Annotated in this window: 22 protein-coding genes; 12 read left to right on the top strand and 10 right to left on the bottom strand. The window is 69.5% G+C overall.

The window, feature by feature from the left end:
• Nucleotides 1–15: 15 nt before the first annotated feature.
• The 5 genes from glnD to ACU5AP_RS03335 form a co-directional block, all read right to left on the bottom strand.
• Complete coding sequence (glnD, locus tag ACU5AP_RS03355; protein WP_446680783.1) at nucleotides 16–2,706, bottom strand: [protein-PII] uridylyltransferase; 2,691 nt, start codon at nucleotides 2,704–2,706, stop codon at nucleotides 16–18.
• 64 nt (nucleotides 2,707–2,770) lie between these two features.
• Nucleotides 2,771–5,464, bottom strand: coding sequence for a DNA mismatch repair protein MutS (gene mutS / locus ACU5AP_RS03350; RefSeq protein ID WP_446680782.1), 2,694 nt, complete (start codon nucleotides 5,462–5,464; stop codon nucleotides 2,771–2,773).
• A 95-nt stretch (nucleotides 5,465–5,559) separates the two neighbouring features.
• Nucleotides 5,560–6,459: an aldo/keto reductase gene (locus ACU5AP_RS03345; protein WP_003166477.1), complete on the bottom strand. Its 900-nt coding sequence runs from the start codon at nucleotides 6,457–6,459 to the stop codon at nucleotides 5,560–5,562.
• A 69-nt stretch (nucleotides 6,460–6,528) separates the two neighbouring features.
• Nucleotides 6,529–7,161: a maleylacetoacetate isomerase gene (gene maiA / locus ACU5AP_RS03340; protein WP_446680781.1), complete on the bottom strand. Its 633-nt coding sequence runs from the start codon at nucleotides 7,159–7,161 to the stop codon at nucleotides 6,529–6,531.
• Nucleotides 7,158–7,811, bottom strand: coding sequence for a fumarylacetoacetate hydrolase family protein (locus ACU5AP_RS03335; RefSeq protein WP_003166479.1), 654 nt, complete (start codon nucleotides 7,809–7,811; stop codon nucleotides 7,158–7,160). The genes maiA and ACU5AP_RS03335 overlap by 4 nt, the downstream gene beginning before the upstream one ends.
• Nucleotides 7,812–7,969: 158 nt before the next feature.
• Here ACU5AP_RS03335 and ACU5AP_RS03330 point away from each other — a divergent pair, with 158 nt between their 5' ends.
• From ACU5AP_RS03330 to ACU5AP_RS03320, 3 genes are all read left to right on the top strand, one after another.
• Entirely contained in the window at nucleotides 7,970–8,314 is a 345-nt protein-coding gene (locus tag ACU5AP_RS03330) for a glycine zipper domain-containing protein (RefSeq protein ID WP_003166480.1), read from the top strand.
• Nucleotides 8,314–8,712, top strand: a complete 399-nt coding sequence (locus ACU5AP_RS03325; protein WP_003166482.1) for a hypothetical protein — start codon at nucleotides 8,314–8,316, stop codon at nucleotides 8,710–8,712. The genes ACU5AP_RS03330 and ACU5AP_RS03325 overlap by 1 nt, the downstream gene beginning before the upstream one ends.
• A gap of 101 nt (nucleotides 8,713–8,813) precedes the next feature.
• Entirely contained in the window at nucleotides 8,814–8,993 is a 180-nt protein-coding gene (locus tag ACU5AP_RS03320; RefSeq protein ID WP_003166483.1) for a DUF1328 domain-containing protein, read from the top strand.
• A 75-nt stretch (nucleotides 8,994–9,068) separates the two neighbouring features.
• Here ACU5AP_RS03320 and ACU5AP_RS03315 read toward each other — a convergent pair whose 3' ends face one another.
• The gene (locus ACU5AP_RS03315; protein ID WP_128719146.1) at nucleotides 9,069–9,857 is read right to left on the bottom strand and encodes a metallophosphoesterase family protein; all 789 of its coding nucleotides are present in this window, start codon (nucleotides 9,855–9,857) and stop codon (nucleotides 9,069–9,071) included.
• Complete coding sequence (locus tag ACU5AP_RS03310; RefSeq protein ID WP_128719147.1) at nucleotides 9,857–10,822, bottom strand: diacylglycerol/lipid kinase family protein; 966 nt, start codon at nucleotides 10,820–10,822, stop codon at nucleotides 9,857–9,859. Before ACU5AP_RS03310 ends, ACU5AP_RS03315 begins: the two co-directional genes overlap by 1 nt.
• Before the next feature lie 155 nt (nucleotides 10,823–10,977).
• On the opposite strand from ACU5AP_RS03310, the gene ACU5AP_RS03305 reads away from it, so the two are divergent.
• From ACU5AP_RS03305 to ACU5AP_RS03290, 4 genes are all read left to right on the top strand, one after another.
• On the top strand, nucleotides 10,978–11,331 hold the full coding sequence (locus tag ACU5AP_RS03305) for a YMGG-like glycine zipper-containing protein (RefSeq protein ID WP_046652618.1): 354 nt from the start codon (nucleotides 10,978–10,980) through the stop codon (nucleotides 11,329–11,331).
• Between the two features lie 126 nt (nucleotides 11,332–11,457).
• Nucleotides 11,458–11,913, top strand: coding sequence for an OmpA family protein (locus ACU5AP_RS03300; protein ID WP_223850632.1), 456 nt, complete (start codon nucleotides 11,458–11,460; stop codon nucleotides 11,911–11,913).
• A 104-nt stretch (nucleotides 11,914–12,017) separates the two neighbouring features.
• Nucleotides 12,018–14,225, top strand: a complete 2,208-nt coding sequence (locus ACU5AP_RS03295) for a protein-disulfide reductase DsbD family protein (RefSeq protein WP_128719148.1) — start codon at nucleotides 12,018–12,020, stop codon at nucleotides 14,223–14,225.
• A gap of 23 nt (nucleotides 14,226–14,248) precedes the next feature.
• Nucleotides 14,249–14,923, top strand: a complete 675-nt coding sequence (locus tag ACU5AP_RS03290) for a thioredoxin family protein (protein WP_088410707.1) — start codon at nucleotides 14,249–14,251, stop codon at nucleotides 14,921–14,923.
• Between the two features lie 71 nt (nucleotides 14,924–14,994).
• Here ACU5AP_RS03290 and ACU5AP_RS03285 read toward each other — a convergent pair whose 3' ends face one another.
• Nucleotides 14,995–15,471 carry a hypothetical protein gene (locus ACU5AP_RS03285; RefSeq protein WP_128719149.1) on the bottom strand — a complete coding sequence of 159 codons (477 nt, stop codon included), beginning with the start codon at nucleotides 15,469–15,471 and terminating at the stop codon, nucleotides 14,995–14,997.
• Nucleotides 15,472–15,621: 150 nt separating this feature from the next.
• On the opposite strand from ACU5AP_RS03285, the gene pgi reads away from it, so the two are divergent.
• From pgi to ACU5AP_RS03270, 3 genes are all read left to right on the top strand, one after another.
• Nucleotides 15,622–17,226 (top strand): glucose-6-phosphate isomerase, encoded by a 1,605-nt coding sequence (gene pgi, locus ACU5AP_RS03280; RefSeq protein WP_128719150.1) that lies wholly within the window; start codon nucleotides 15,622–15,624, stop codon nucleotides 17,224–17,226.
• Nucleotides 17,223–17,612, top strand: a complete 390-nt coding sequence (locus tag ACU5AP_RS03275; protein ID WP_167470481.1) for a DUF4260 domain-containing protein — start codon at nucleotides 17,223–17,225, stop codon at nucleotides 17,610–17,612. Before pgi ends, ACU5AP_RS03275 begins: the two co-directional genes overlap by 4 nt.
• Before the next feature lie 114 nt (nucleotides 17,613–17,726).
• Nucleotides 17,727–18,194: an ion channel gene (locus ACU5AP_RS03270; RefSeq protein ID WP_040346401.1), complete on the top strand. Its 468-nt coding sequence runs from the start codon at nucleotides 17,727–17,729 to the stop codon at nucleotides 18,192–18,194.
• 58 nt (nucleotides 18,195–18,252) lie between these two features.
• On the opposite strand, the gene ACU5AP_RS03265 is transcribed toward ACU5AP_RS03270, so the two are convergent.
• On the bottom strand, nucleotides 18,253–18,732 hold the full coding sequence (locus ACU5AP_RS03265; protein ID WP_046652624.1) for a hypothetical protein: 480 nt from the start codon (nucleotides 18,730–18,732) through the stop codon (nucleotides 18,253–18,255).
• 238 nt (nucleotides 18,733–18,970) lie between these two features.
• Between ACU5AP_RS03265 and groES the strand changes: the two genes are divergently transcribed.
• Nucleotides 18,971–19,258 (top strand): co-chaperone GroES, encoded by a 288-nt coding sequence (gene groES, locus ACU5AP_RS03260; RefSeq protein WP_003166488.1) that lies wholly within the window; start codon nucleotides 18,971–18,973, stop codon nucleotides 19,256–19,258.
• Nucleotides 19,259–19,314: 56 nt separating this feature from the next.
• Nucleotides 19,315–20,961: a chaperonin GroEL gene (gene groL, locus ACU5AP_RS03255; RefSeq protein ID WP_003166489.1), complete on the top strand. Its 1,647-nt coding sequence runs from the start codon at nucleotides 19,315–19,317 to the stop codon at nucleotides 20,959–20,961.
• Between the two features lie 92 nt (nucleotides 20,962–21,053).
• On the opposite strand, the gene ACU5AP_RS03250 is transcribed toward groL, so the two are convergent.
• A complete protein-coding gene (locus ACU5AP_RS03250; RefSeq protein ID WP_446680780.1) occupies nucleotides 21,054–21,998 on the bottom strand; it encodes a LysR substrate-binding domain-containing protein in 945 nt (314 codons plus the stop codon).
• Nucleotides 21,999–22,105: the final 107 nt, after the last annotated feature.

Here is a 22,105-nt window from a genome sequence, read left to right as displayed (position 1 = left end):
CGGTCCCGAAACGCCTTAGCGCGCCTGCGGGCCGCTGGATACGGGCGAACGGCCCAGCGCGCCTTCCAGATCGGAGACGTCGCGCACGCTGGCGCGCACGGGGACGATGCGCCGCCCCGCCGGGCCTTGGAGCGTGCGGTCCAGCACCTCCAGCAGGTCGACCTTCAGCGCCTCCAGCCTCGCCTTGCTCTTCGGCTTCCGGCCGTCCGCGTCGGTGATGTAGAAGCCGTCCACCGCCCGCTCGCCGAAGCTGGCGACATGGGCCGAGCGGGTCGAATAGCCATGCGCCGAGATCGTCCGCGCCAGGTCCGCCAGCAGGCCGGGACGGTCGGCGCCCGAGACCTCGATCACCACGGCGCTGGTCCCTGTATCGGCGTCGATCCGCACCACCGGCCGCACATCGAAGACGGCGCGGCGGGCGCTGACGCGCGGCGGCTCCATAGTCGAGGTCCGCGCGCCTTTCAGCACCGCCCGCTCCATCGCCTTGACCAGAATGGCCAGACGTCGCGGCTCGCGCCCGCCATAGGGTTCGCCCGCCCCGTCCTGAATCTCGAACACGTCCAACGCCATGCCGTCGTCGGCCGTGGCCAGCCGCGCGCCCACCACGTCGGCCCCCGCCATCGACAGCGTCGCCGCCAGATCGGCGAACAGGCCGGGCCGGTCGCGCGCCGCCACGGCCACGCGGGCGGTGGATTCCAGCGGCCCTTCGGCGGGCAGGGCCTCGACCGCCGCCCCCTCGCGCCGCGCCCGTTCGACCAGCGCCGGGTGGTCGGCCAGAGGGTCTTCGCGCGTCACGGCGTCGCCCCGGAACAGGGCCTCGGTCGCCTCGAACAGGGCGCGCATCAGCTGCCCCTTCCAGCCGTTCCACACGCCCGGCCCCACGGCGCGGATGTCGGCCACGGTCAGCACCATCAGCATCCGCAGCCGCTCGGGGTCGCCCACCGCCTCGGCGAAGGCGCGCACGGTCGAGGGGTCGGACACATCGCGCTTCTGGGCGTAGTCGCTCATCAAGAGGTGATGGCGCACCAGCCAGACGACCAGCTCGATCCGGCGCGGATCGACGCCCAGCCGCTCGCACGCCCGGCGCGCGGCGATGGCGCCGTCCTCCAACTGGCCCCGGTCGCCCCCCTTGCCCACGTCATGCAGCAGCATGGCCAGCATCAGCGCCTCGATATCGGCGATGCGCGGCACGATAGCGGTCGAGGCCGGGTGGTCTCCCTCCAGCTTGCCGCGCGCGATGTCGTTGATGATCCCGACCGCCTGCAGGGTGTGCTCGTCCACCGTATAGGCGTGGTACATGTTGAACTGGGTCTGGCCGACGATCCGCCCCCACTCGGGCAGGAAGCGCCCCAGGAAACCCGTCTCATTCATGATCGACAGGACGCGATAGGGCCGCTGGCCGTGCGCCAGCACCGTCAGGAAAGCCTCGGCCGCGCGCGGATCGCGCCGCAGGGCGGGCGTCACCAGCGTCAGCGAACGGATCACGGCGGCGAAGGCGTCGGGGTGCAGGTCCAGATCCAGCCGGTCCGCCTCGACGAACAGCAGCAGCAGACGCGCCGGGTCGCGGGCGAAGATGTTCGGCCCGGTGACGGTCAGCCGCCCCTCCTCCACCGCCAGACCGTCGAAGGCCAGCTTGACCCGGCGGCGCCGGATCAGCCGCGACAGGCCGCGCGCCAGCCCTTCCGCCTTCTTCTGCTGGCGCGCCTCCAGCTGGGCCGAGACGGCGCGGGTCAGGGCGCCGACCTCGCGTGCGACCTGGAAATAGCGGCGCATGAAGCGCTCGACCGCCAGTTCGTCGCCACGCCCGCGCCAGCCCATGCGCCGGGCGATCTCGGGCTGGAAATCGAAGGTCAGCTTCTCCTCGGCTCGCCCGGCGACCAGATGCAGCAGGATGCGCACCCGCCACAGGAAGCCGATCGCCTCGCGGAAGCTGCGCAGCTCGCGCGCGGTCAACAGACCCTCCAGCGCCGCCTGCCCTCGCTCGCTGTCCGGCGCCAGGGAGCGGGCGATCCAGAACAGGGTGTTCAGGTCGCGAAGCCCGCCCTTGCCGTCCTTGACGTTCGGCTCGACGCGATAGCGGACGGCGCCGGTCTTTTGCAGGCGCACGTCGCGCTCGGCCATCTTGGCGGCGATGAAGGGGCGCGGATCGGCGCGGGCCATGGAGGTGCGGAACCGCTTCAGCAAGCTTTCGCCCAGGGCCGCATCCCCGGCCAGCACCCGCGCTTCCAGAAGCGTGGTTCGCACCGTCATGTCGTCGCGCGCCAGCGTCAGCGTTTCGCCGATGGAGCGGAAGGCCGAACCGACCTTCAACCCCAGATCCCACAGGACGTAGTGGACGAACTCCACCACCGCCCGGGCGCGCGGGCTGATCGCCTGCCCCGGCCGAAGGAACAGCAGATCGAGGTCCGAGAAGGGCGCCAGCACCCCGCGCCCGTAGCCGCCGACCGCCAGCAAGGTCAGCCGCTCGTCCGGAGCCGGATGGACCTGTTCGGTCGCGAACCGCCACAGGGTCGCCAGCAGGGCGTCGGCGGCCTCGGCGTAGAGACGGGCGGCCTCAGCCCCGTCGGTGGCGCTCTCGGCCCGGCGGGCGGCGCGGGCGCGGTCGGCGTCGAAGCTTTCACGCAAGAGCGCGGTGACGGCGGCGCGCGGGTCAGACGCCGAGGCGGCGTCGAGAACGGCGGACGGGAGCGGGGGCGGTGCGGTCACGGAAGGAGCATAGCACGCCCTTCTATTCCCGCTCATCCCGGCGTCCGCCGGGATGAGCGGGGATTTATGTCTTCGCCAAGCCCTTCAACCGATAAAGCGCCTCCAGCGCCTCGCGCGGGGTCAGCTCGTCCGGGTCGATGGCGGCGACGGCTTCGTCCAGCACGGACTTCATCGGCGGCGGAGGCGGCTCGGCGGCGGCGAACAGGGGCAGGTCGTCCAGACGGGCGGTCGCCGCCTTCTCATTTTCCAGCCGCTCCAGCACCTCGCGAGCACGGCCGACGACGGCGGTCGGCACCCCCGCCAGACGCGCCACCTGCACGCCGTAGGAACGGTCCGCCGCGCCGGGCGCCGCCTCGTGCAGGAAGACCAGTTCGCCGTTCCACTCCCTTGCCTTCATCGACAGGTTACAGACGTGGTCCAGCCGTTCCTCCAGCTGGGCCAGCTCATGATAGTGGGTGGCGAACAGGGTGCGGGCGCGGTTGGTTTCGTGCAGGGCCTCGGCCGTAGCCCAAGCGATGGCCAGACCGTCATAGGTGGCGGTGCCGCGCCCGATCTCGTCCAGCACGACGAAGCTGCGCCCCGTCGCCTGGGTCAAGATGGCGGCCGTCTCGACCATCTCCATCATGAAGGTGGAGCGGCCGCGCGCCAGATCGTCGCCGGCGCCAACGCGGCTGAACAGACGATCGACCACGCCCAGCTTCATCGACCGCGCCGGCACGAAGGCCCCGGCTTGGGCCAGCACGACCAGCAGCGCGTTCTGGCGCAGGAAGGTCGACTTGCCCGCCATGTTCGGGCCGGTGACGATGGACAGGCGCGAGGCCCCTGCGCCGTCGCCCGCCAGCTGGCAGTTGTTGGGCGTATAGGGCAGGCCTTGCGCCTTCACCGCCGCCTCGACCACCGGATGGCGGCCCGCCTCCACGGCGAAGCACAGGCTGTCGTCCACGGCGGGGCGCACGGCCCCGACCTCTTCGGCCCATTCAGACAGGGCGGCGTGGGCGTCCAGTTCGGCCAGAGCCTCGGCCACGCCCTGCAGCGGTCCGGCCAGACGCGCGACTTCGCGGCGCCAGCCTTCGAAGGTCTCCGCCTCGATGGCGAGAGCGCGGTGCCCGGCCTGGCTGATCTTGGCGTCCAGCTCCGACAGTTCGACGGTGGTGAACCGCACCTGATTGGCCAAAGTCTGGCGGTGAATGAAGGGGCTGTCCGGTCCCGCGCGCAGCAGAGACTCGGCGGCCTTGGCGCTGGTTTCGAGGAAATAGCCGAGGACGGCGTTATGGCGCACCTTGAAGGCCACGCCGCTGTCGGCGACGGCCTTGGCTTCCAGCTCGGCGATGATCTTGCGGCTGTCGTCGCGCAGGGTGCGGGCGGCGTCCAGTTCGGGCCGATGGCCGGGGTTCACATAGCCGCCGTCGCGCGCCAGGTGCGGCGGCTCGTCCATCAGGCCGTCGGTCAGTTCGGCCAGCAGGTGCGACAGGTCGCCCTCAAGCGCCAGCCGGTCGAGGCAGGCCGTCACCCGCGCAGGCGGTCCGGCCAGCGGATCATTGGCCGTGGCGGCGAACAGGGCGCTGAGCCCCTCAGCCGTCTTCAGCCCCGAGCGGATCGCCGCCAGATCGCGCGGTCCGCCGCGCCCCAGCGCCAGTCGCGAGGTCGCCCGCGCCACATCGGCCGAGGCGCGTAAAGACTCGCGCAGGTCGCGTCGCAGATCACGCCGCTCCAGCAGCCACTCCACCGCATCCAGCCCAGCGTTGATCGCCCCCGGATCGCGCAAGGGTCGCGAGACGCGCTCGGCCAGCGCCCGCGCGCCACCCGAGGTCACGGTGCGGTCGATGGCGTGCAGCAGGGAGCCGTCGCGCTCGCCCCGCTGGGTGCGGTCGATTTCGAGGCTGAGACGCGTCGCCGGATCGATGGCCAGGAAGCCGCTCTCGCCCGAGCGGCGCGGCGGGGTCAGGGCGGGGATCTTGCCCGCCTGCGTCGTCTCCAGATAGGCGGCGATCAGGCCCAGAGCCGAAATCTCGGCCTCCTCAAAGGCGCCGAAGCCGTCCAGCGCGGAGACGCCATAAAGCCGCTGCACCCGATCCTTCGCTCCGACCGGCTCGGCCAGGGCCTGCGGCATGGCCTGAACCACCCCGCCTGAGCCGTCCAGCGCGCCTTTCATCGTCTCGTCCGAGAACAGGCGGTCGGGGACCAGCACCTCGGACGGTCGGAACGCGGCCAGCGCGGCACCCAGATCCGACAGGTCGCAGGCGACCGAATCCACCACTCCCGCCGACAGTTCGACCACCGCCACGGCCGCCCTTCCTTTACGGATCGCCACGGCCGCCAGCCGGTTGGCGCCGCGCGCGTCCAGCAGCGTGTCCTCGGTCAGGGTGCCGGGCGTCACCACCCGCACGATGTCGCGGTGAACCACGGCCTTGGAGCCGCGCTTCTTGGCCTCAGCCGGGTCTTCCAGTTGTTCGCAGACGGCGACCTTGAAGCCCTGACGGATCAGTCGCGCCAGATAGCCGTCCATGGCGTGGACCGGCACCCCGGCCATGGGGATGTCCTCGCCCTGATGCTTGCCGCGTTTGGTCAGGGCGATGCCGAGCGCGGCGGCCGCCTTCTGCGCGTCCTCGAAGAACAGCTCGTAGAAGTCGCCCATGCGGAAGAACAGCATGGCTTCGGGCTGACCGGCCTTGACCGACAGATACTGGGCCATGACCGGCGTAGTGCCGGCGTCGGGCTTGAGGTCGGTTTTGGGCGGGTGGGAAAGGGGCGCGTTCATCTGACCCGCAGGGTGGCGGATCGGGGCGGCGGCCTCAAGCGCGGGCGGCGCCCCTCATGCACAGGCGAAAGGCGACCTGTGGACAGCTCTGTGGATCAGGCCGCGCTGACGAGGCGCAGACGCGGGCGCGAAGCCAGGGCGGCGGGCGTCTCGTCCAGAGCCAGGGCGTCCCAGTCGATGTCCGGGCGCGGGGCGTGGGAGGCGGCGATGATGGCGCGCAGCTCGGCCGAGGAGGCCACGCTGGCGATGACCGAGGCCACCCCCGGCAGGGTGAGGGCGTAGGCCAGGGCCGCCTGCATCGGATCGACCCGCGCCTCGGCCAGACGGCGGCGCGTGCGCGACAGGGCCATGCCGTGGGCGGCCAGTTCGGGCGGCAGGCTGTCGCGGTTGGCGAACAGCAGGCCCTGGGCGAAGACCGAAGCCAGATGCACCTCGATCCCCTGGCTCGCCATGTCGGCGATGACCCCGGTGCGCGCCGCGCGCTGGTCCAGGATGTTGCAGGTCAGTTGCACCACGTCCGGCTGGAAGCGGCGGGCTAGCAAGCCGGGGCCGTCCTCGACCGTGGCGATGAAGCCGACCTTGCGGAAGACGCCGCGCGCCTTCAGCGCCTGCAGCCGGTCCCACAGGGCGCGCCCCTCGGCGCCCGCCAGATCGGCGGCGCTCTGCACCAGAACGGCGTCGCCGCGCGGCAGGCCCATGCGCTCCAGCGAGCGGCGGGCGCGAGCCTCGACCCGGTCCAGGCCGTCGGCCAGCGGCACGGTGCGCACGGTGACGCGGAAAGGCGAAGGGAAGGGCCAGGCCTGACCCAGCATCCGTTCGACGTCGCCTTCAGGCCGGGTGGCGACCAGGCCGATTCCGGCGTCGCCCGCGGTCTGAAGCAGGTGACGCGTCGCCTCCTCCCGCTGGCCGGGCGGCAGCGGGCGGGACCGATCAGGCTCAACCACCAGGGCGATGGCGAGCTTGTCGGCCGGAGAGGGCGGAACGGCGAATCTCACACCGCCACTTTCGCCGTCAAAGCTTAAGGGAGATTGACCGAAATCAAGGTCGTTGGTGAATGAAGAGGCTTAATCCGCGTCCGGCTGGTTTTCCGGCAGGGCGGCGATGAAGGCCGGGTGCGCCTCGGCCCTCGCCTCGATCTCCAGCAGGCGCGGGAAGGCCGCCAGATCGACGTTGAACCGCCGCGCCGAATAGAGCTGGGGCATCAGGTAGCAGTCGGCCAGCGTCGGCGTCCCGCCGAAACACCACCCCTCGCCATAGCGAACGATCAAGGCCTCCAGCGCCGTAAAGCCGTCGATGATCCATTGACCGGCCCAGGCGTCGACCCCGGCCTGATCGGCGCCCAGACCGCGCACCGCCTTCAGCACCCGCAGATTGTTGAGCGGATGGATGTCGCAGCCGATCACCGCCGCCACGGCCCGCACCTGGGCGCGGCCCGCCGCGTCGCGCGGCAGCAGGGGCGGCTCGGGATGGGTCTCCTCCAGCCATTCCAGAATGGCCGGGCTCTGGGTCAGCACCAGGCCGTCGTCCGTCTCCAGCGCCGGGACCAGGCCCTGCGGATTGAGCCTGAGGTAGGCGTCGGACTTCTGCGCGCCCGTGCGCAGGTCCAGCGCCGCCTGCCGATACTCGACCCCTTTGAGATTGAGGGCGATGCGGGTGCGATAGCTGGTGCCCGAGCGCCAGTAGCCGTGCAGGATCATGATTGCACCGTGAAGTTGAGCGTGGGCAGACCCGCGATGACGGCCTCGACCCGATCGCCGGGGCTCAGGGGACCAACGCCTTCGGGCGTGCCGGTGAAGATCAGGTCGCCGGGCTGCAGCGCCCACAGCTCGGCCGCCTTGGACAGGACGCCGTCCACGTCCCAGATCATGTCGGACAGCCGGCTGGACTGACGGACGGCGCCGTTGACCTTCAGCTCAATGAGCGCGTCGGGCGCGGGCGGCGTCCGGCTCAACGCGCTGCAGGGCGCCGACTGGTCGAAGGCCTTGCCCGCCTCCCACGGCCGCCCCTTGGCCTTGGCCTCGGCCTGAAGATCGCGCCGCGTCAGATCGACGCCGACGGCCCAGCCGACCGGCCGCGCGTCTTCGCCCAGGGCCACGACCAGTTCGACCTCATAATGCAGGTTCTGCGTCGCCGACGGATAGGTCGGATCGGCCCCGTCCACGACCAAAGCGTCGCCCGGCTTGGCGAAGAAGAAGGGCGCGGGCTTGTCCGGGTCGGCCCCCATTTCGCGAGCGTGGGCGGCGTAGTTCTGGCCCACGCACAGGATGCGCCGCACGGGCAGGCGGCGCGCCTCGCCTTCGATCGGCAGGGACGGCGTCGGGGCGGGCGGGAACAGCCATTGGGTCATGACGCCTGTTCTAGAAGCGCCGCGCGCGTCGCGCCAGATGGGCGCCTCTGCGACCTTCGCCCATGCTGCATTGCAGGAACCTTGATCGTCGGTGTGGCGTTCCGGGCAGGGCTTCTCTATTTAATCGTCAAGCTTACACAAGGAGCGGAGCGCGCATCATGGCCACGTCCAAGGCTCGTGAAGACATCAAGAACGACCTCAAGACCCTGAAGGAGGACCTCAAGGCCGGCGCCCGCGAGGAAACCCAGCGTCTGAAGGAAAAGGCCTCCGAGGCCGAGGCGCGCCTGCGCGAGCAGGGCGAGGAGCTGCGCGAGAAGGCGCGCGGCTACTACGACGACGCCAAGGTGCGCGGCCGCGAATATTACGACGAGGCCGCCGAGAAGTTCGACGAGGCCCAGCGCTACGTCGTCGAACGCGTGCAGGAGCGTCCGATCCAGTCGACCGCCATCGCGCTCGGCGTCGGCGTCGTCCTGGGCCTGCTGCTGGCCGGGCGTCGGCGCTGATGATCGGGCGGGGGCTCATCAACCGCGCGGTGGCGACCTTCGTCGCCGCCGGCGCGGCCTTCGTGGCCATGGTCGCCCTGGGGGCCACGGTCTATTACCTGCTGCTGCTGGTCGTGCCGCCGCTCATCGGCGCCGCCCTGACCGCCCTGCTGTTCGCCCTGATCGCGGCCGTCGTCGCCCTGGTGTTCGTGCGGCGGGCGCATGGTGATGACGAGGACGAGGAATACGACGAGCCCGAAGGCCTGGGCATGCGGGCCCTGCGGCTGTTCCAGCAGCGCCCGATCCTGGGCGCCGCGGCGGCTCTGGCCGGCGGCTTCATCTTCCTGCGCAACCCCGCGTTGGCCACCATGGTGGCGGCCGCCTTTACCGAGAAAAGCAGAGTCCGAAACCGACGTTAAAGGAACGGCCAAGTCTCCGAGGCGTTGTTTCAAGCAAGCGACGCTATCGACGGGAGAGGTCGAAAGCCCGCTCCCGTCAACATCTTTCGGAGGGTTCGCCTATGCTTCGTTGGGCTATTATTTTCTTCATCATCGCCTTGGTCGCAGCTGTGCTCGGCTTCGGCGGCATCTCGGGAATGTCGTTCGAGATCGCCAAATTCATCGCCATCATCGCCGTCATCCTGTTCGTCGTCTCCCTGCTGGTGGGCGGCCTGAGGGGACGCGGCGGGCCGCGCATCTAGCCGAACGGCCAGACATTGAAATCAGGGCCGCGACCATGCCGTCGCGGCCCTTTTTCATGGTTGAAGCTAAAGCCGTCAGGCGCGACGGCGCGGAAGCCGCCAGGTCTGGTGATCGGCGAAGCGACGCCCGTCCCAGGCCACGGCCGAGACCGTCACCGTCTCGGCGTCCCATTCGATCCGGTTGAAGCTGGGCGGCGCCCCCCGCTCGCGATGCGACAGTGTCCCGCAACCGACCGCGTAGGAGCAGTGGTCCCCCACCCCGATCGGCAGGGCGAAGGGCACATGAACGTGGCCGGTGACGATCAGGTCGACGCCCGCCTCGGCGAAGATGCGGGCGGCCCGCTCGCCGCGCTTGACCTCGCCGGTCATGGGCGCGCCGATCATCTCGACCAGCGGGTGGTGGCAGGCCAGAACGCGCAAGGCTCCGACCGGCGCCTGACGCAGCGCCTCGGCCGCCCGACGCGTCTGGTCCAGATCGATGACCCCCTTGGACCAGTTGGGCCGGGCCTGCCAGCCGCGCGCCGTCGTCACGCCGCGCACCATCAACCGATCCGAGCGGAACTCATGGTCATGCGCCGGATGGCCGGTCGCGCGTTCGAACGCCCGCCACGGCCAGAACAGCCGCGCCATCACGTCCCAATAGGGCACGTCGTGATTGCCCACGGTGACGAAGACCGGCTCGGGCAGGGCGCGGATCCATTCACCCGCCGCCCCGAACTCGCGCGGATAGCCTCTCTGGGTGATGTCGCCGGTGATCAGGATCAAATCGGCGCCGGCCGCGCGGGCGTAGTCGGACGCCGCCGCCACCGCGTGTTCGTGCTCGCACCCGAAATGAACGTCTGAAAACTGGAGGACCAGACCCACTAGATGCTGTCCCCGCCCGTCGGAGGCTTGGGAGCAAGAGCCGTAAAGGCGCGCGGAACGAATTTCACCGCCGTCGCGCGGCCCAGCAACATGGGTTCGCCGTCGATCACCGCCGGAATGCGGGAGCGGGCCTCCACTTCGATCTTGCGCGCGCCGCGGGTCGTGACGGTCGGATCCTGACGCCAGTCGTCGAACAAGGCGTGGGCGGCCAGACGGAAGGCCTGGGCCGCGTCAGCGGTGTTCATGGCCGCCGCCTCCAGCCCGTCGCACTTGTCCATCGCCTTGGAGATCAGCGGGCTTATCAGCACCAGGGCCTCGGCCTTCTCGCGCACGCCGCCGTCCAGCGCGTAGCGCACCCGACCCGAGAAGGCCTTCTTCAGCGCCCGGCGGCCATAGGTCCAGGCCATCTTCAGCTTGCCCTCGCGGATGGCTTCGCGCGCCGGGGCCCACAGGGCGGGCGAGCCCAGGATGGCGGCGCAATAGAAGGCCTCGCCTTCGACCTCCCCGCCTGAGACGTACTGCGGCGCGCCCTCTTCCAGCGCCAGCCGGAGGGCCGCCTTCCAATCGCCCGTGCCGTACAGGGCCTTGGGCAGCATATTCATGGTGCCGCCGGGCAAGGGGGCGATCAGGGGACCGTCCGACCCGGCGCGGGCGGCGACCGACCGCGCCGTTCCGTCGCCCGCCAGGATGAACAGGGCGTCCGGCCGCGCCGCCAGCGCCTCGCCGATCTGGTCTGGGATGCGCGCGCCTTCCAGCACCACCACCTCAGCCTGCAGGGGATAGACCGCCAACAGGGCGGCGGCCTCATCGGCCGCTTGCGGTCCGACGCCGCCCGACAGGGGATTGACCAGGATGATGATCCGCTCCAGCCGGACCTCGCCTGTCAGGGGACGCGGCTCCTCGACCGTGTCGTGCCCCGAAGGGGCGGCGGCCAGGGCGCTCAGAAAATTCGGGGCGTCGATCATGGGCGGCGAACGCCTGCGCGCGCGGCCAGTTCCGCACCTGCGACAGCGGGTGAAAAATTAAAGTGAAGCTTGCGTCGCTTTGCCTCGGAACCGCCCTCTTCGGACTGCGTTATCGAAGCTTCAGGGGTGCCCCCTAAGGGATGAAGGACAGAACCATGAACAAGGCGATTCTCGCCATCGCCGGCGCCGGTCTTCTGGTGACCGCCTGCGCCAGCGACCCGTACTACGGCGGCGGCTACGGCTCGAACGAAACCGTGCGTCAGGGCGCTGTCGGCGCTGGTCTGGGCGCCGTGGCCGGCGCCATCATCGGCAACAACGTCGGCGGCGGCAACGCAGCCACGGGCGCGGCCATCGGCGCGCTGGCTGGCGGCGCGGCCGGGGCCATCCGCGGCTCGAACCAGGACCGCAACAACCAGCAGCGTTACCGCGACAACCAGGGCCGCTACTACTACTGCTACGACAACCGCCAGACCGAGTGCTACTGGGAGAACGGCCAACGCCGTTATTGATCCAGGCTTCTAGCCTCTGGCGCCCGAAGCGTTTTCGGGACAATCTGAAAGGGCGATCCGCATGGCGCGGGTCGCCCTTTTTGCTGGAGGGCGCGCACGCCGCACGGCGCGCGCGAGGGGCCTGACATGAAGCTTGTTTCCGCAGTCGTTCTGCTGACCGCCGGCCTGGCCGCAGCCGGGTGCGCCGCCACCAGCGGATATAAGGAGCGCAGCGATCTGGTCAGCAACCCGTCCGCCTGCGCCGACAAGCGGTTCGAGGTCTATTTCGTCCCCGACCGCGCCACCCTGACCGACGCCGCCCGCCAGGCCATCGGCATGACCGCGACCCAGCTTCAGGGCTGCCAGATCAAGCACGTCAAGGTGACGGGCCTGGCCGACGCCCGCAGCGGCACGGCCGCCGCCAATCAGTCCATTTCCGAACAGCGCGCCCGCGCCGTGGCCGAGGCCCTGGCCGGCGCCGGCCTGCCCGCCCCGGCCTTTGACATCGAGGCTTCCGGCGCCCAGGGCGCCGTGGTCGGCGGCGTCAACGATCCCCTGCGGCGCCGCACCGAGGTGCTGATCGAGGTCGTCGCCCCGCGCTGACGCACCCAGACGGCCGACTGCGGCCCGCCGTCGCGGGCCGTGGATAGGCGAGGCTTGAGGGTCTAAGGTCGCGCCTTTCCCTGGTCCTGTTCCCGGCGTCGTCCTTGCGCATCCTGTTTCTTCTGCTGACCTGGTTCGCCTTCGCCCTTCCGGCGGCGGCGTCCCCATCCGCGCCCGCGTCCGAGGCGGCCCTGCGCGACGCCCTGGCCGCCGGAGCCGCCCCCAAGGCCGCCGTCGCGCCCGGCCCCCAACGCACCGAACGCATCGAGGCCGAACTGGTCGCCATGGGCGCCTGGGCCACGCCCGGCTCGACCGCCGTCCTCGCCATCCGCCAGAAGATCAAGCCCGGCTGGCACACCTATTGGCGCAACCAGGGCGATTCCGGCGGGCCGACGACCCTGACCTGGGCCTTGCCGAACGCGCTGACGCCCGGCGACATCCTGTGGCCCCTGCCCGAGCGCCAGCGCCTGCAGAGCCTGATGAACTACGGCTATTCGGACACGGTCTTCCTGCCCGTGCCGATCGAGATTCCAGCGAACACGCCGCCAGGACGCAGCCTGCCGCTGCGCGTCACCGCCCATTTCTACGTCTGCAGCGACGAGATGTGCGTACCCGAAGACCTCGACCTCACGCTGGATCTGGCGGTGCGCGAGGGCGCAGCGCCGCTGGACGCGCGCTTCGGCCAGGCGGTTCAGGACGTGGTCGCCGGCGCCCCCCGCCCCGCCGGCATCGACGCCCGCGCCGCCCTGGTCGACGGAAAGCTGACCCTGACGGCCGGCGGCGGCCCGCTGGCGGGCGCGGCGCCGAAGTGGGCCTATTTCTATCCGTTCGAGGGCGGGGTGATCGACCACGCCGCCGCCCAGTCGGGCGAACGCGGGCCGCAGGGCCTGACCCTGACCGTCGCCGCCGGGCGCGGCCTGGCGACCAACGGTCTGAACGGACCGATCGGCGGCGTCCTGTCCACCGATCTGGGCGCCTGGGAGATCACGGCCGAGCCGGGCGCGGCCCTGACCGGCGTCACGGGCGACGGCGCGATCGGCGACGGCGAGGGCGCGCAGGCGGACGCTTCGGCCACCGACCTGTCCGACTTCGTCAAGGCGACGTTGTTCGCCCTGCTGGGCGGTCTGATCCTGAATCTGATGCCCTGCGTCTTCCCCATCCTGGCGATGAAGGCGGCCTCGCTCAGCCGCGCCGCCCATGAACCGGCCGAGGCGCGCCGCGACGGTCTGGCCTTCCTGGCCGGAGTGCTGGCGACCTTCCTGCTTCTGGCGGGCGCGCTGCTGGCCCTGCGCGCGGGCGGTCAGGTTCTGGGCTGGGGCTTCCAGTTGCAATCGCCGGGCGTGGTGGCGGCTCTGGCCCTACTGATGCTGGCGGTGGCGCTGAACCTGTCGGGCGTCTTCCATGTAGGCGCAGGCCTTCAAGGCGCCGGGCACGGCCCGCTGTCGCGCCTGCCCGGCGCGGCGGGCGCCTTCTTCACCGGGGTGCTGGCGGTGATCGTCGCTGCGCCCTGCACCGCCCCCTTCATGGCTTTTGCGCTCGGCGCCGCCCTATTCATGCCCTGGCCGATGGCCCTGGCGGTCTTCCTGATGCTGGGGCTGGGCCTGGCCCTGCCCTATGTGCTGATCAGCCTCAATCCGCGCCTGCTGGCCCGTCTGCCGAAACCCGGCCCGTGGATGGAGAGCTTACGCAATCTGCTGGCCTTCCCCATGTACGGCGCCGCCCTGTGGCTGGCCTGGGTCTATGGCCGCCAGACCTCTGACGCCCTGGCCTTGTTGTTCGGGGCCGGGCTGCTGCTGGCTTTGGCGCTGTGGCTCTATGGCCGAAGCCAGGCCGCCGCATCCGGCAAGGGCCGGGCCGCGGGCGCCGCCGCCCTGATGGCCCTGATCGCGGCCCTGGGCTTCGGCGTCCTGGCGGGGCGCGCCGCGCCCGCCGCCCCGGACAGCGCAGGCGCTTCGACCCATTTGCCGTCCCAGCCCTGGTCCGAACAGGCGGTGAAGGCCGCCTTGGCCGAAGGGCGCCCGGTCCTGGTCAACTTCACCGCCGACTGGTGCGTGACCTGCAAGGTGAACGAAAGCACGGCCCTGTCCTCGGCCCGTACGGCTGAGACGCTGGAACAGGCGAACGCCGTCTATCTGGTCGGCGACTGGACGCGGCGCGACGACGCCATCACCGCCGAACTGCAACGCCACGGCCGCTCGGGCGTGCCCCTCTACCTTGTCTATGCGCCGGGCCGGCCCGAGCCGCGCATCCTGCCTCAACTCTTGACCGAAGGCGTCGTCATCGACGCCCTGAAGGACGCCGCCGCCCGCTGACCTATCACCCCGAGGAGACCGCCATGTTCCGCCTGCTGACCGCCGCCTCCGCCTCTCTGTTGCTGCTCGCCGCCTGCCAGCAGCCGCCCGCCGCATCGCCTGAACGGTCCGAAACCGCCGTCGTCGCGCCCGAAGCGACCGAGGCGCCCGCGCCCGGCGAAACGGCCCCGGCCTTCACCCTGGTCGACGCCGAGGGACAGCAGCGCTCCCTGGCCGATTTCCGCGGCAAGACGGTGGTGCTGGAGTGGACCAACGAAGGCTGTCCCTTCGTGAAGAAGCACTACACCGGCGCCATGCAGGCCCTGCAGCGCGAGGCGACCGCCGACGGCGTGGTCTGGCTGACCATCATCTCCTCGGCGCCGGGAACCCAGGGCTTCGTCGAGGGCGAGGAGGCGCAGGCCTGGAAGGCCAAGCACCAGGCCGCTTTCACCCACCTGCTGCTCGACCCGACCGGCGAGGTCGGCAAACGCTACGACGCCAAGACCACGCCCGACATGCGCATCATCGATCCCGAGGGACGGCTGATCTACGTCGGCGGCATCGACGACCGGCCGACCAATAAGGTCGAGGATCTGGACGGAGCCAACAACTTCGTCCGCGCCGCTCTGGCCGACGCCAAGGCCGGTCGCGCGCTCCAGACCGCCTACGCTGCGCCTTACGGCTGCGCCATCAAATACCCTGAGACGATCGAGGGCTGAGCGTCCCTTCCAAGCAGAGCCTCAAGTCGCGCGAAGCGCGATGGGCCAAGCAACCAAACCTCAAGCCGAGGCTAGGCCTCAGGTTGAGGCGGCGAGGTGATGACCTCGACGTTGTCGTTCAGCAGATAGGACAGCTCGTCGAGGGCCAGCTTGCGCGCAGCTGCGTCAGACGCGCCTTCCAGAGCCGCGACCTTGACCGGAATGTCTTCCGAGATGCCGCGCAGGATGCACTTCAGATCATTGTCCGTGCCGCGCTCCTTGAGGACCAGATGACCCTGCATGTCGCGCTGGGCCAGGTCCGTCGCCTGGGTCTTGAACGCTCCATAGGCCGCGCCGGTGAAGAAGCCGGCCTTGTCCGCCTCGCCCGAGGCCAGCCAGCCGTCGACGATGGTCTTCAGGGCGCCCGAACGGGCCGCCAGATCGGCGAACAGAGGCTCCTGGGCCACCGAAACCGGTGCGGCCGGGGCCGCCGGCGGCAGGGCGGCGGCTTCAGCGACCGCGGGGTCGGCCAGCATCAGGGCGACGGCGAGAGCTATTCCGCAGGACATGGCGTGCCTTTCACAAGGGACCGAGACGGCGGACTTCCGCCAGGAAATCCTTGTTGACCCAGTCTTGGATTGAACTCTTCACGGCCTGAGCCGTAAACCAGAGCTTGCAAGCGCCGGGCCAAAAGCCGGGACCGCCATGGGGAGACGACAATGCCGCACGCCGCCTGGGCCGAACTCGAGGCCGCCGCCCGACGGGACGCGGATGCGCGAATCCAGGATCAATTCACCGCCGACCCCGACCGGCTGGCGCGGCTGACGCTGGACATGGCCGGCTTGCACATCGATCTGTCCAAACAGAGCTGGACCCACGCGGGCCTGAAAGCCGCGCTGGACCTGGCCCGCGCCTGCGACGTCGAAGGCCGCCGCGCGGCCCTGTTCAACGGCGAGGCGGTCAATCTGACCGAAGGCCGCGCCGTGCTGCACCCGGCCCTGCGCGCGCCGGACGGCGCCGACTTCCGCGCCCTAGAAGAACCTGTCTCAGCCGAAGTCGAGGCCGTGCGCGCCGAGATGAAAGCCTACGCCGAAGCGTTGCGGTCCGGGAATGAAACAGGCGCGAGCGGACGCCCCTTCAAGACGGTGCTCCATATCGGCATCGGCGGTTCCGATCTGGGACCGCGCCTGATCTGGGACGCCCTGCGGCCTCTGGACCCGGCCATCGACCTGCGCTTCGTCGCCAACATCGACCCGCGCGACATGGCCGAGGCCCTGATCGGGCTGGATCCTGAAACCACCCTGGTGATCGTCGTCTCCAAGAGCTTCACCACTCAGGAGACCCTGCTGAACGCCCAGGCCGCCAAGGCCTGGCTGGCCGCCGCCCTGCCCGCCGAGGGGATGGCGAAACACTTCATCGGCGTCACCGCGGCGCCGGAAAAGGCGACGGCGTTCGGCTGCGGCCGCACCTTTGCGTTCCGAGACTGGGTCGGCGGGCGCTATTCCCTGTGGTCGGCGGTCAGCCTGTCCTGCGTCATCGGCCTGGGCTGGGACGCGTTCCAGGGCTTCCTCGACGGCGCCGCCGCCCTGGACCGCCACTTCCTCGAGGCCCCGCTGGAGAGGAATGCGCCAGTGCTTCTGGCTCTGGCCGAGATCTACAACGTCGACGCCCTGCACCGCCCGGCGCGCACCATCGCCCCCTACGCCCACGACCTGCGCCGCCTGCCCGCCTTCCTGCAGCAACTTGAGATGGAATCGAACGGCAAGCAGGTGCGACGCGACGGCGCGCCCGTCGGCCGCCAGACCTGCCCCGTCATCTTCGGCGAGCCGGGTGCCAACGCTCAGCACGCCTTCTTCCAGCAATTGCATCAAGGGCCGCAGGTCGTGCCGGTCGAGTTCATCATCGTGGCCCGCACCTGCGAGGAAACGCCCTCGACCTATCTATGGTCCAACGCCCTGGCCCAGGCCCAGGCCCTGATGCAGGGCAAGACCGAAACCCAGGCCCGCGCCGAGCTGATCGCATCCGGCGCCTCCGAGGACGAAGCCGACCGCCTGGCGCCGCACAAGACCTTTCCCGGCAATCGACCGTCGACCGCCATTCTGATGGAGCGGCTGACGCCCCAGACCCTCGGCGCCCTGATCGCCCTCTATGAGCACAAGACCTTCGTCGAAGGCGTCCTGTGGGACATCAACAGCTTCGACCAATGGGGCGTGGAGCTGGGCAAGGTTCTGGCCAAGGCCCTGCTGAAGGACGCCGCCGCAGGCGCGCCCTCGGCGGACCTCGACCCCTCCACGGCGGACCTGCTGCGGCGGCTGACGGCGTGACCGTCGTCGCCCCGACCTGGCAGCGGCTGGAGGGGTTGGCCCTGCTCGTCCTCGCCGCCCTGGCCTATAGCCGCTTCGGCCAGAGCTGGGCGCTGTTCGCCGTTCTCTTCCTGGCTCCTGACCTCTCCTTCGCCGGCTATCTGGCGGGTCCGCGCGCAGGCGCATGGGCCTATAATCTGGCGCACAGCCTGATCGGACCCTTGGCGCTGGCGAGCGCGGGCCTGCTGGCCGCCGCGCCCTTGGCGACCGCCCTCAGCCTGATCTGGCTGGCGCACATCGGGTTCGACCGCGCGCTCGGCTATGGGCTCAAGTCGCTTGAAGCCTTCGGCCTCACCCACCTTGGTCTGATCGGTCCCGCCAGGCGCGCGGCGCAGGTCGATCAGTAGAGACCGCTAATGCGCGCGGCCGCTCTCTCCAGATAGGCCGCCGTCGGAAGCCCGGTTCCGTGATACAAGCCGCCGATGCTAAGGTGTGATCGCGCAACACACGGCGAAACGACCATGGACATGATGCTGGAGTTGACGGTCGCCACCGCCATGGTGCTGCTGACCGTGGGAACGCACGCGATCGGACTGCTCTGCCTGGGTCGCGTGCTGGCCGCCCTGGAAGCGCGCGAAAGTCCGGCTCCGGCAGCGGTCCGCCTCAACCCCCTGTCCACGCGCGGCGCCCTCTATACGGTGACTTTGGTGCTGGGCCTTTTCGTCATCCACGGGCTGGAGATCTGGAGCTACGCCGCCCTCTTCTACCTGCTGGAAGCCGTGCCCGATCTACGCGAAGCCGTCTATTTCTCGTCCATCAGCTACGGCTCCATCGGCTACGGCGACGCCTCCATTGATCCGGAATGGAAGCTGCTAGGCGCGATCGAAGGCATCAACGGCGCCATTCTTCTGGGCTGGACCGTGGCCTTCTTCGTCACGGTCATGGGACGACTTCTGCCGAGCGCCGAACGCGGCAGCGGCTTCGAATAGGCCGCCCGTGAAAAAAGGCCCGGCCGTGCGGCCGAGCCTTTCCTCATCTCATCCCCGCTTACCAGCGGCGGTCGTAGCGGTAGTCGCGATCACGATCGCGGTCGCGGCGGTTCTGATAGCTGCGCCATTCGCCGTGGTTCCGCCAATAGCGGCCGTCGCGGTAATAGCGTCCGTCGTTGCGCTCATAACGGCCGTTGTAATAGCCGTCGCGGCTGTTGATGCCGTGCTCGCGCTCCCAGTGGCCCTGGTTTCGATAGCAGCGGCCGCCGCGGTAGTAGCCACAGTCGTCGTTTTTCGAGGACGAGGCCGCGCCCAGCGCCGCGCCCGCCAAGGCGCCGCCCGCGACATAGCGTCCGTCGCCTTGGCCGATCAGGGCGCCGGCGACGCCGCCGACCACGGCGCCCAGGACGGCGTCACGGCCGGTGTTGTCGCGATCGCGGTCGCGATAATGCTGGGCCGCAGCCGGGGTCGAAGCCAGCATCGTCACAACCAGAGCAGGGGCGATAGCGCCGGCGCCGATCTTGAACAGGGTCTTCATGGCGGGCTCCTTTCGAAAGCCGGTTGATCCGTTGTCCCCCTTCTAGCGGCGCCTGTCTGAACGACCTCGGCGGCGGTCGTTCATTTTCGCTTCATCTGGGCGCCGATTTCAGGCCGCATCGCCCTTGACGCCCCCCCTCCCCCTGCCTAACTCCCCGGTCGTTAGCACTCGGGGAGGGCGACTGCCAAAGTCGTGGGCTCCGAGGGCTGGAACCAACATCCTAACGGGAGTTACTCAGATGGCGTTTCGTCCGCTCGGCGACCGCGTGCTGGTCAAGCGCGTTGAAGAAGAATCCAAGACCAAGGGCGGGATCATCATCCCCGATACGGCCAAGGAAAAGCCCCAGGAAGGCGAAGTCGTCGCCGTGGGCCCCGGCGTCCGTGACGAAGACGGCAAGTTCGTCGCCCTGGAGCTGAAAGCCGGCGACCGCGTCCTGTTCGGCAAGTGGTCGGGCAGCGAAGTGAAGATCGACGGCGAAGACCTGATCATCATGAAGGAATCCGACGTCCTGGGCGTGCTGTCGTAAGACGCGCCTCGGTTTCCGGTTTCTGATTTAAAATCTTATAGATAGGAGCAGCCCGCATGGCCGCTAAAATCGTAAAGTTCAACACCGACGCCCGCGACAAGATGCTGAAGGGCGTCAACGTCCTGGCTGACGCCGTCAAGGTGACCCTGGGTCCGAAGGGCCGCAACGTCGTGATCCAGAAGTCGTTCGGCGCCCCGCGCTCGACCAAGGACGGCGTTTCGGTCGCCAAAGAGATCGAGCTGGAAGACGCCTTCGAGAACATGGGCGCCCAGATGATCCGCGAAGTCGCCTCCAAGGCGAACGACAACGCGGGCGACGGCACCACCACCGCCACCGTCCTGGCTCAGGCCATCGTGCAAGAGGGCCTCAAGGCCGTCGCCGCCGGCATGAACCCGATGGACCTGAAGCGCGGCATCGACCAGGCCGTCGCCGTGGCCCTGGACGAAGTGAAGACCATCTCCAAGCCGGTCTCCAACAACTCGGAAATCGCCCAGGTCGGCACCATCTCGGCCAACGGCGACGCTGAAATCGGCGAGCTGATCGCCCTGGCCATGGCCAAGGTCGGCAACGAAGGCGTCATCACGGTCGAAGAAGCCAAGACGGCTGAAACCACCGTCGACATCGTCGAAGGCATGCAGTTCGACCGCGGCTACCTGTCGCCCTACTTCATCACCAACCCGGACAAGATGGAGGTCGCCCTCGAAGAGCCCCTCATCCTGCTCCACGAGAAGAAGCTGACCTCGCTGCAGCCCATGCTGCCGGTGCTGGAAGCCGTGGTTCAGTCGGGCCGCCCCCTGCTGATCATCGCCGAGGACATCGAAGGCGAAGCCCTGGCCACCCTGGTGGTCAACAAGCTGCGCGGCGGCCTGCGCGTCGCCGCCGTCAAGGCTCCGGGCTTCGGCGACCGCCGCAAGGCCATGCTGGAAGACATCGCCATCCTGACGGGCGGCCAGGTCATCTCTGAAGACCTGGGCATCAAGCTGGAAACCGTCACCCTGGACATGCTGGGCAAGGCCAAGAAGGTCTCCATCACCAAGGACGACACCACCATCGTCGAAGGTTCGGGCGAGAAGGACGGCATCGAGGCTCGCGTCGGCCAGATCAAGCGTCAGATCGAGGACACCACCTCGGACTACGACCGTGAGAAGCTGCAAGAGCGTCTGGCCAAGCTGGCCGGCGGCGTCGCCGTCCTGCGCGTCGGCGGCTCGACCGAAGTCGAAGTGAAGGAAAAGAAGGACCGCGTCGACGACGCCCTGAACGCGACCCGCGCCGCTGCCGATGAAGGCATCGTCCCGGGCGGCGGCGTGGCCCTGCTGCAAGCCTCCAAGAAGCTGATCGATCTGAAGGGCGTTAACGCCGATCAGAACGCCGGCATCAACATCGTGCGCCGCGCCCTGCAGGCTCCGATCCGTCAGATCTCCGAGAACTCTGGCGTCGAAGGTTCGATCGTGGTCGGCAAGGTCATGGACTCGACCGACGCCTCGTTCGGCTTCAACGCCCAGACCGAAGAGTACGGCGACCTCGTCCAGATGGGTGTGATCGATCCGGCCAAGGTCGTCCGTTCGGCTCTGAAGTCGGCCGCCTCGGTCGCCGGCATCATGATCACCACGGAAGCCGCCATCGCTGACGCGCCGAAGAAGGCCTCGGCCGGCGGCGCCCCCGACATGGGCGGCATGGGCGGTATGGGCGGCATGGACTTCTAAGGAAGTCCGGCTTCTCAAAGCTCAAACGACGGAAGGGCGGGATCGAAGGATCCCGCCCTTTTCTTTTCCTTCTTCATCGAGACGATGAAGGACTATTCACCCGCCTCCCCGACTTCACGCCCCGCCAGCCGCGCGCCCTCGACCACCGCCGGGTCGTTCCGCGCCGTGTCCAGCACCCAGTCGCGGAAGCGGGCGATCTTGGGGGTCAGGCGGCGGCCGGGCGGGTAGCAGAGCCAATAGCCCTCGGCCAGGGCGACGGTCTCCTTGAACGGCCGGACCAGAAGTCCCCGTTCGATCTCGCGGCCGTAGAGGATGGGCGAACCCAGGGCCACGCCCTGATCGCCCAGCGCCGCCGCCACCTCCATCGCCTGATTGTCGGCCGTCAGACGCGGCGACGGGGCGGCGTCGGCGGGCGCCACCCCGGCGGCGGCGAACCAGGCCGCCCACTCCTCCGGCTCTCCGACCAGATGGGCGCGTTTCAGATCAGCAGGCGTCTTCAGATCCAGCCGATCGCGCATGGCGGGGGTGCAGACGGGCGTGAAGACGGCCGGCATCAGGAAACGGCTCTCCAGTCCGGGCCAGCGGCCCGAACCGAAGCGCAGCGCCACGTCCAACCCGTCCGCGCTGAGGCTGGACAGGACCGGGCTGGTGTCCACCCGCACCGCCAGGTCGGGGTTGGCCAGTTGAAAAGACCCCAGCCGCGTCGCCAGCCACTGGGTCGCCAGAGTCTGAAGCGTCGTGACGGCCAGCACGCCCTGGTCGGTCTCGACCACCTCGGCCACGGCGCGACGCAGCAGGGTCATCGCCTCGGTCGCCGCCGTGGCCAGGCGCTCGCCTTCGGGCGTAAGGGCCACCTGCCGCGTGCCGCGCGTGAACAGGGGCCGCTCCAGCCGTTGCTCCAGATCGCGGATACGCCAGCTGACCGCCGCCTGGCTCATGCCCAGAATCTCGGCCGCGCGGGTGAAGCTGAGCAGACGCGCCGCCGCCTCGAACACGCGAAGCGCGTCGACCGGGATGCGGGAAAGAGGATCAGACATAAGCTAGCCTTATGGATGAACGCCGTCGTCTCGTTTGTGACAGCCGCCACCATGCGCCATTCTGTTGATCTCAGAAAGGAGGACGAACAATGGAAGACATTCACCGC

It is taken from the genome of Brevundimonas sp. RM1, assembly GCF_052907225.1.
This window is presented reverse-complemented; position numbering and strand designations above follow the sequence as displayed.

Coding starts and splice junctions, on each gene's coding strand:
- ACU5AP_RS03320 (WP_003166483.1), top strand. CDS start 8,814: ATGCTTCGTTGGGCTATTATTTTCTTCATCATCGCCTTGGTCGCAGCT.
- pgi (WP_128719150.1), top strand. CDS start 15,622: ATGCCGCACGCCGCCTGGGCCGAACTCGAGGCCGCCGCCCGACGGGAC.
- ACU5AP_RS03270 (WP_040346401.1), top strand. CDS start 17,727: ATGGACATGATGCTGGAGTTGACGGTCGCCACCGCCATGGTGCTGCTG.
- groES (WP_003166488.1), top strand. CDS start 18,971: ATGGCGTTTCGTCCGCTCGGCGACCGCGTGCTGGTCAAGCGCGTTGAA.
- groL (WP_003166489.1), top strand. CDS start 19,315: ATGGCCGCTAAAATCGTAAAGTTCAACACCGACGCCCGCGACAAGATG.
- ACU5AP_RS03330 (WP_003166480.1), top strand. CDS start 7,970: ATGGCCACGTCCAAGGCTCGTGAAGACATCAAGAACGACCTCAAGACC.
- ACU5AP_RS03335 (WP_003166479.1), bottom strand. CDS start 7,811: ATGACCCAATGGCTGTTCCCGCCCGCCCCGACGCCGTCCCTGCCGATC.
- ACU5AP_RS03285 (WP_128719149.1), bottom strand. CDS start 15,471: ATGTCCTGCGGAATAGCTCTCGCCGTCGCCCTGATGCTGGCCGACCCC.
- maiA (WP_446680781.1), bottom strand. CDS start 7,161: ATGATCCTGCACGGCTACTGGCGCTCGGGCACCAGCTATCGCACCCGC.
- ACU5AP_RS03265 (WP_046652624.1), bottom strand. CDS start 18,732: ATGAAGACCCTGTTCAAGATCGGCGCCGGCGCTATCGCCCCTGCTCTG.
- mutS (WP_446680782.1), bottom strand. CDS start 5,464: ATGAACGCGCCCCTTTCCCACCCGCCCAAAACCGACCTCAAGCCCGAC.
- ACU5AP_RS03310 (WP_128719147.1), bottom strand. CDS start 10,822: ATGATCGACGCCCCGAATTTTCTGAGCGCCCTGGCCGCCGCCCCTTCG.
- ACU5AP_RS03300 (WP_223850632.1), top strand. CDS start 11,458: ATGAAGCTTGTTTCCGCAGTCGTTCTGCTGACCGCCGGCCTGGCCGCA.
- ACU5AP_RS03325 (WP_003166482.1), top strand. CDS start 8,314: ATGATCGGGCGGGGGCTCATCAACCGCGCGGTGGCGACCTTCGTCGCC.
- ACU5AP_RS03305 (WP_046652618.1), top strand. CDS start 10,978: ATGAACAAGGCGATTCTCGCCATCGCCGGCGCCGGTCTTCTGGTGACC.
- ACU5AP_RS03250 (WP_446680780.1), bottom strand. CDS start 21,998: ATGTCTGATCCTCTTTCCCGCATCCCGGTCGACGCGCTTCGCGTGTTC.
- ACU5AP_RS03290 (WP_088410707.1), top strand. CDS start 14,249: ATGTTCCGCCTGCTGACCGCCGCCTCCGCCTCTCTGTTGCTGCTCGCC.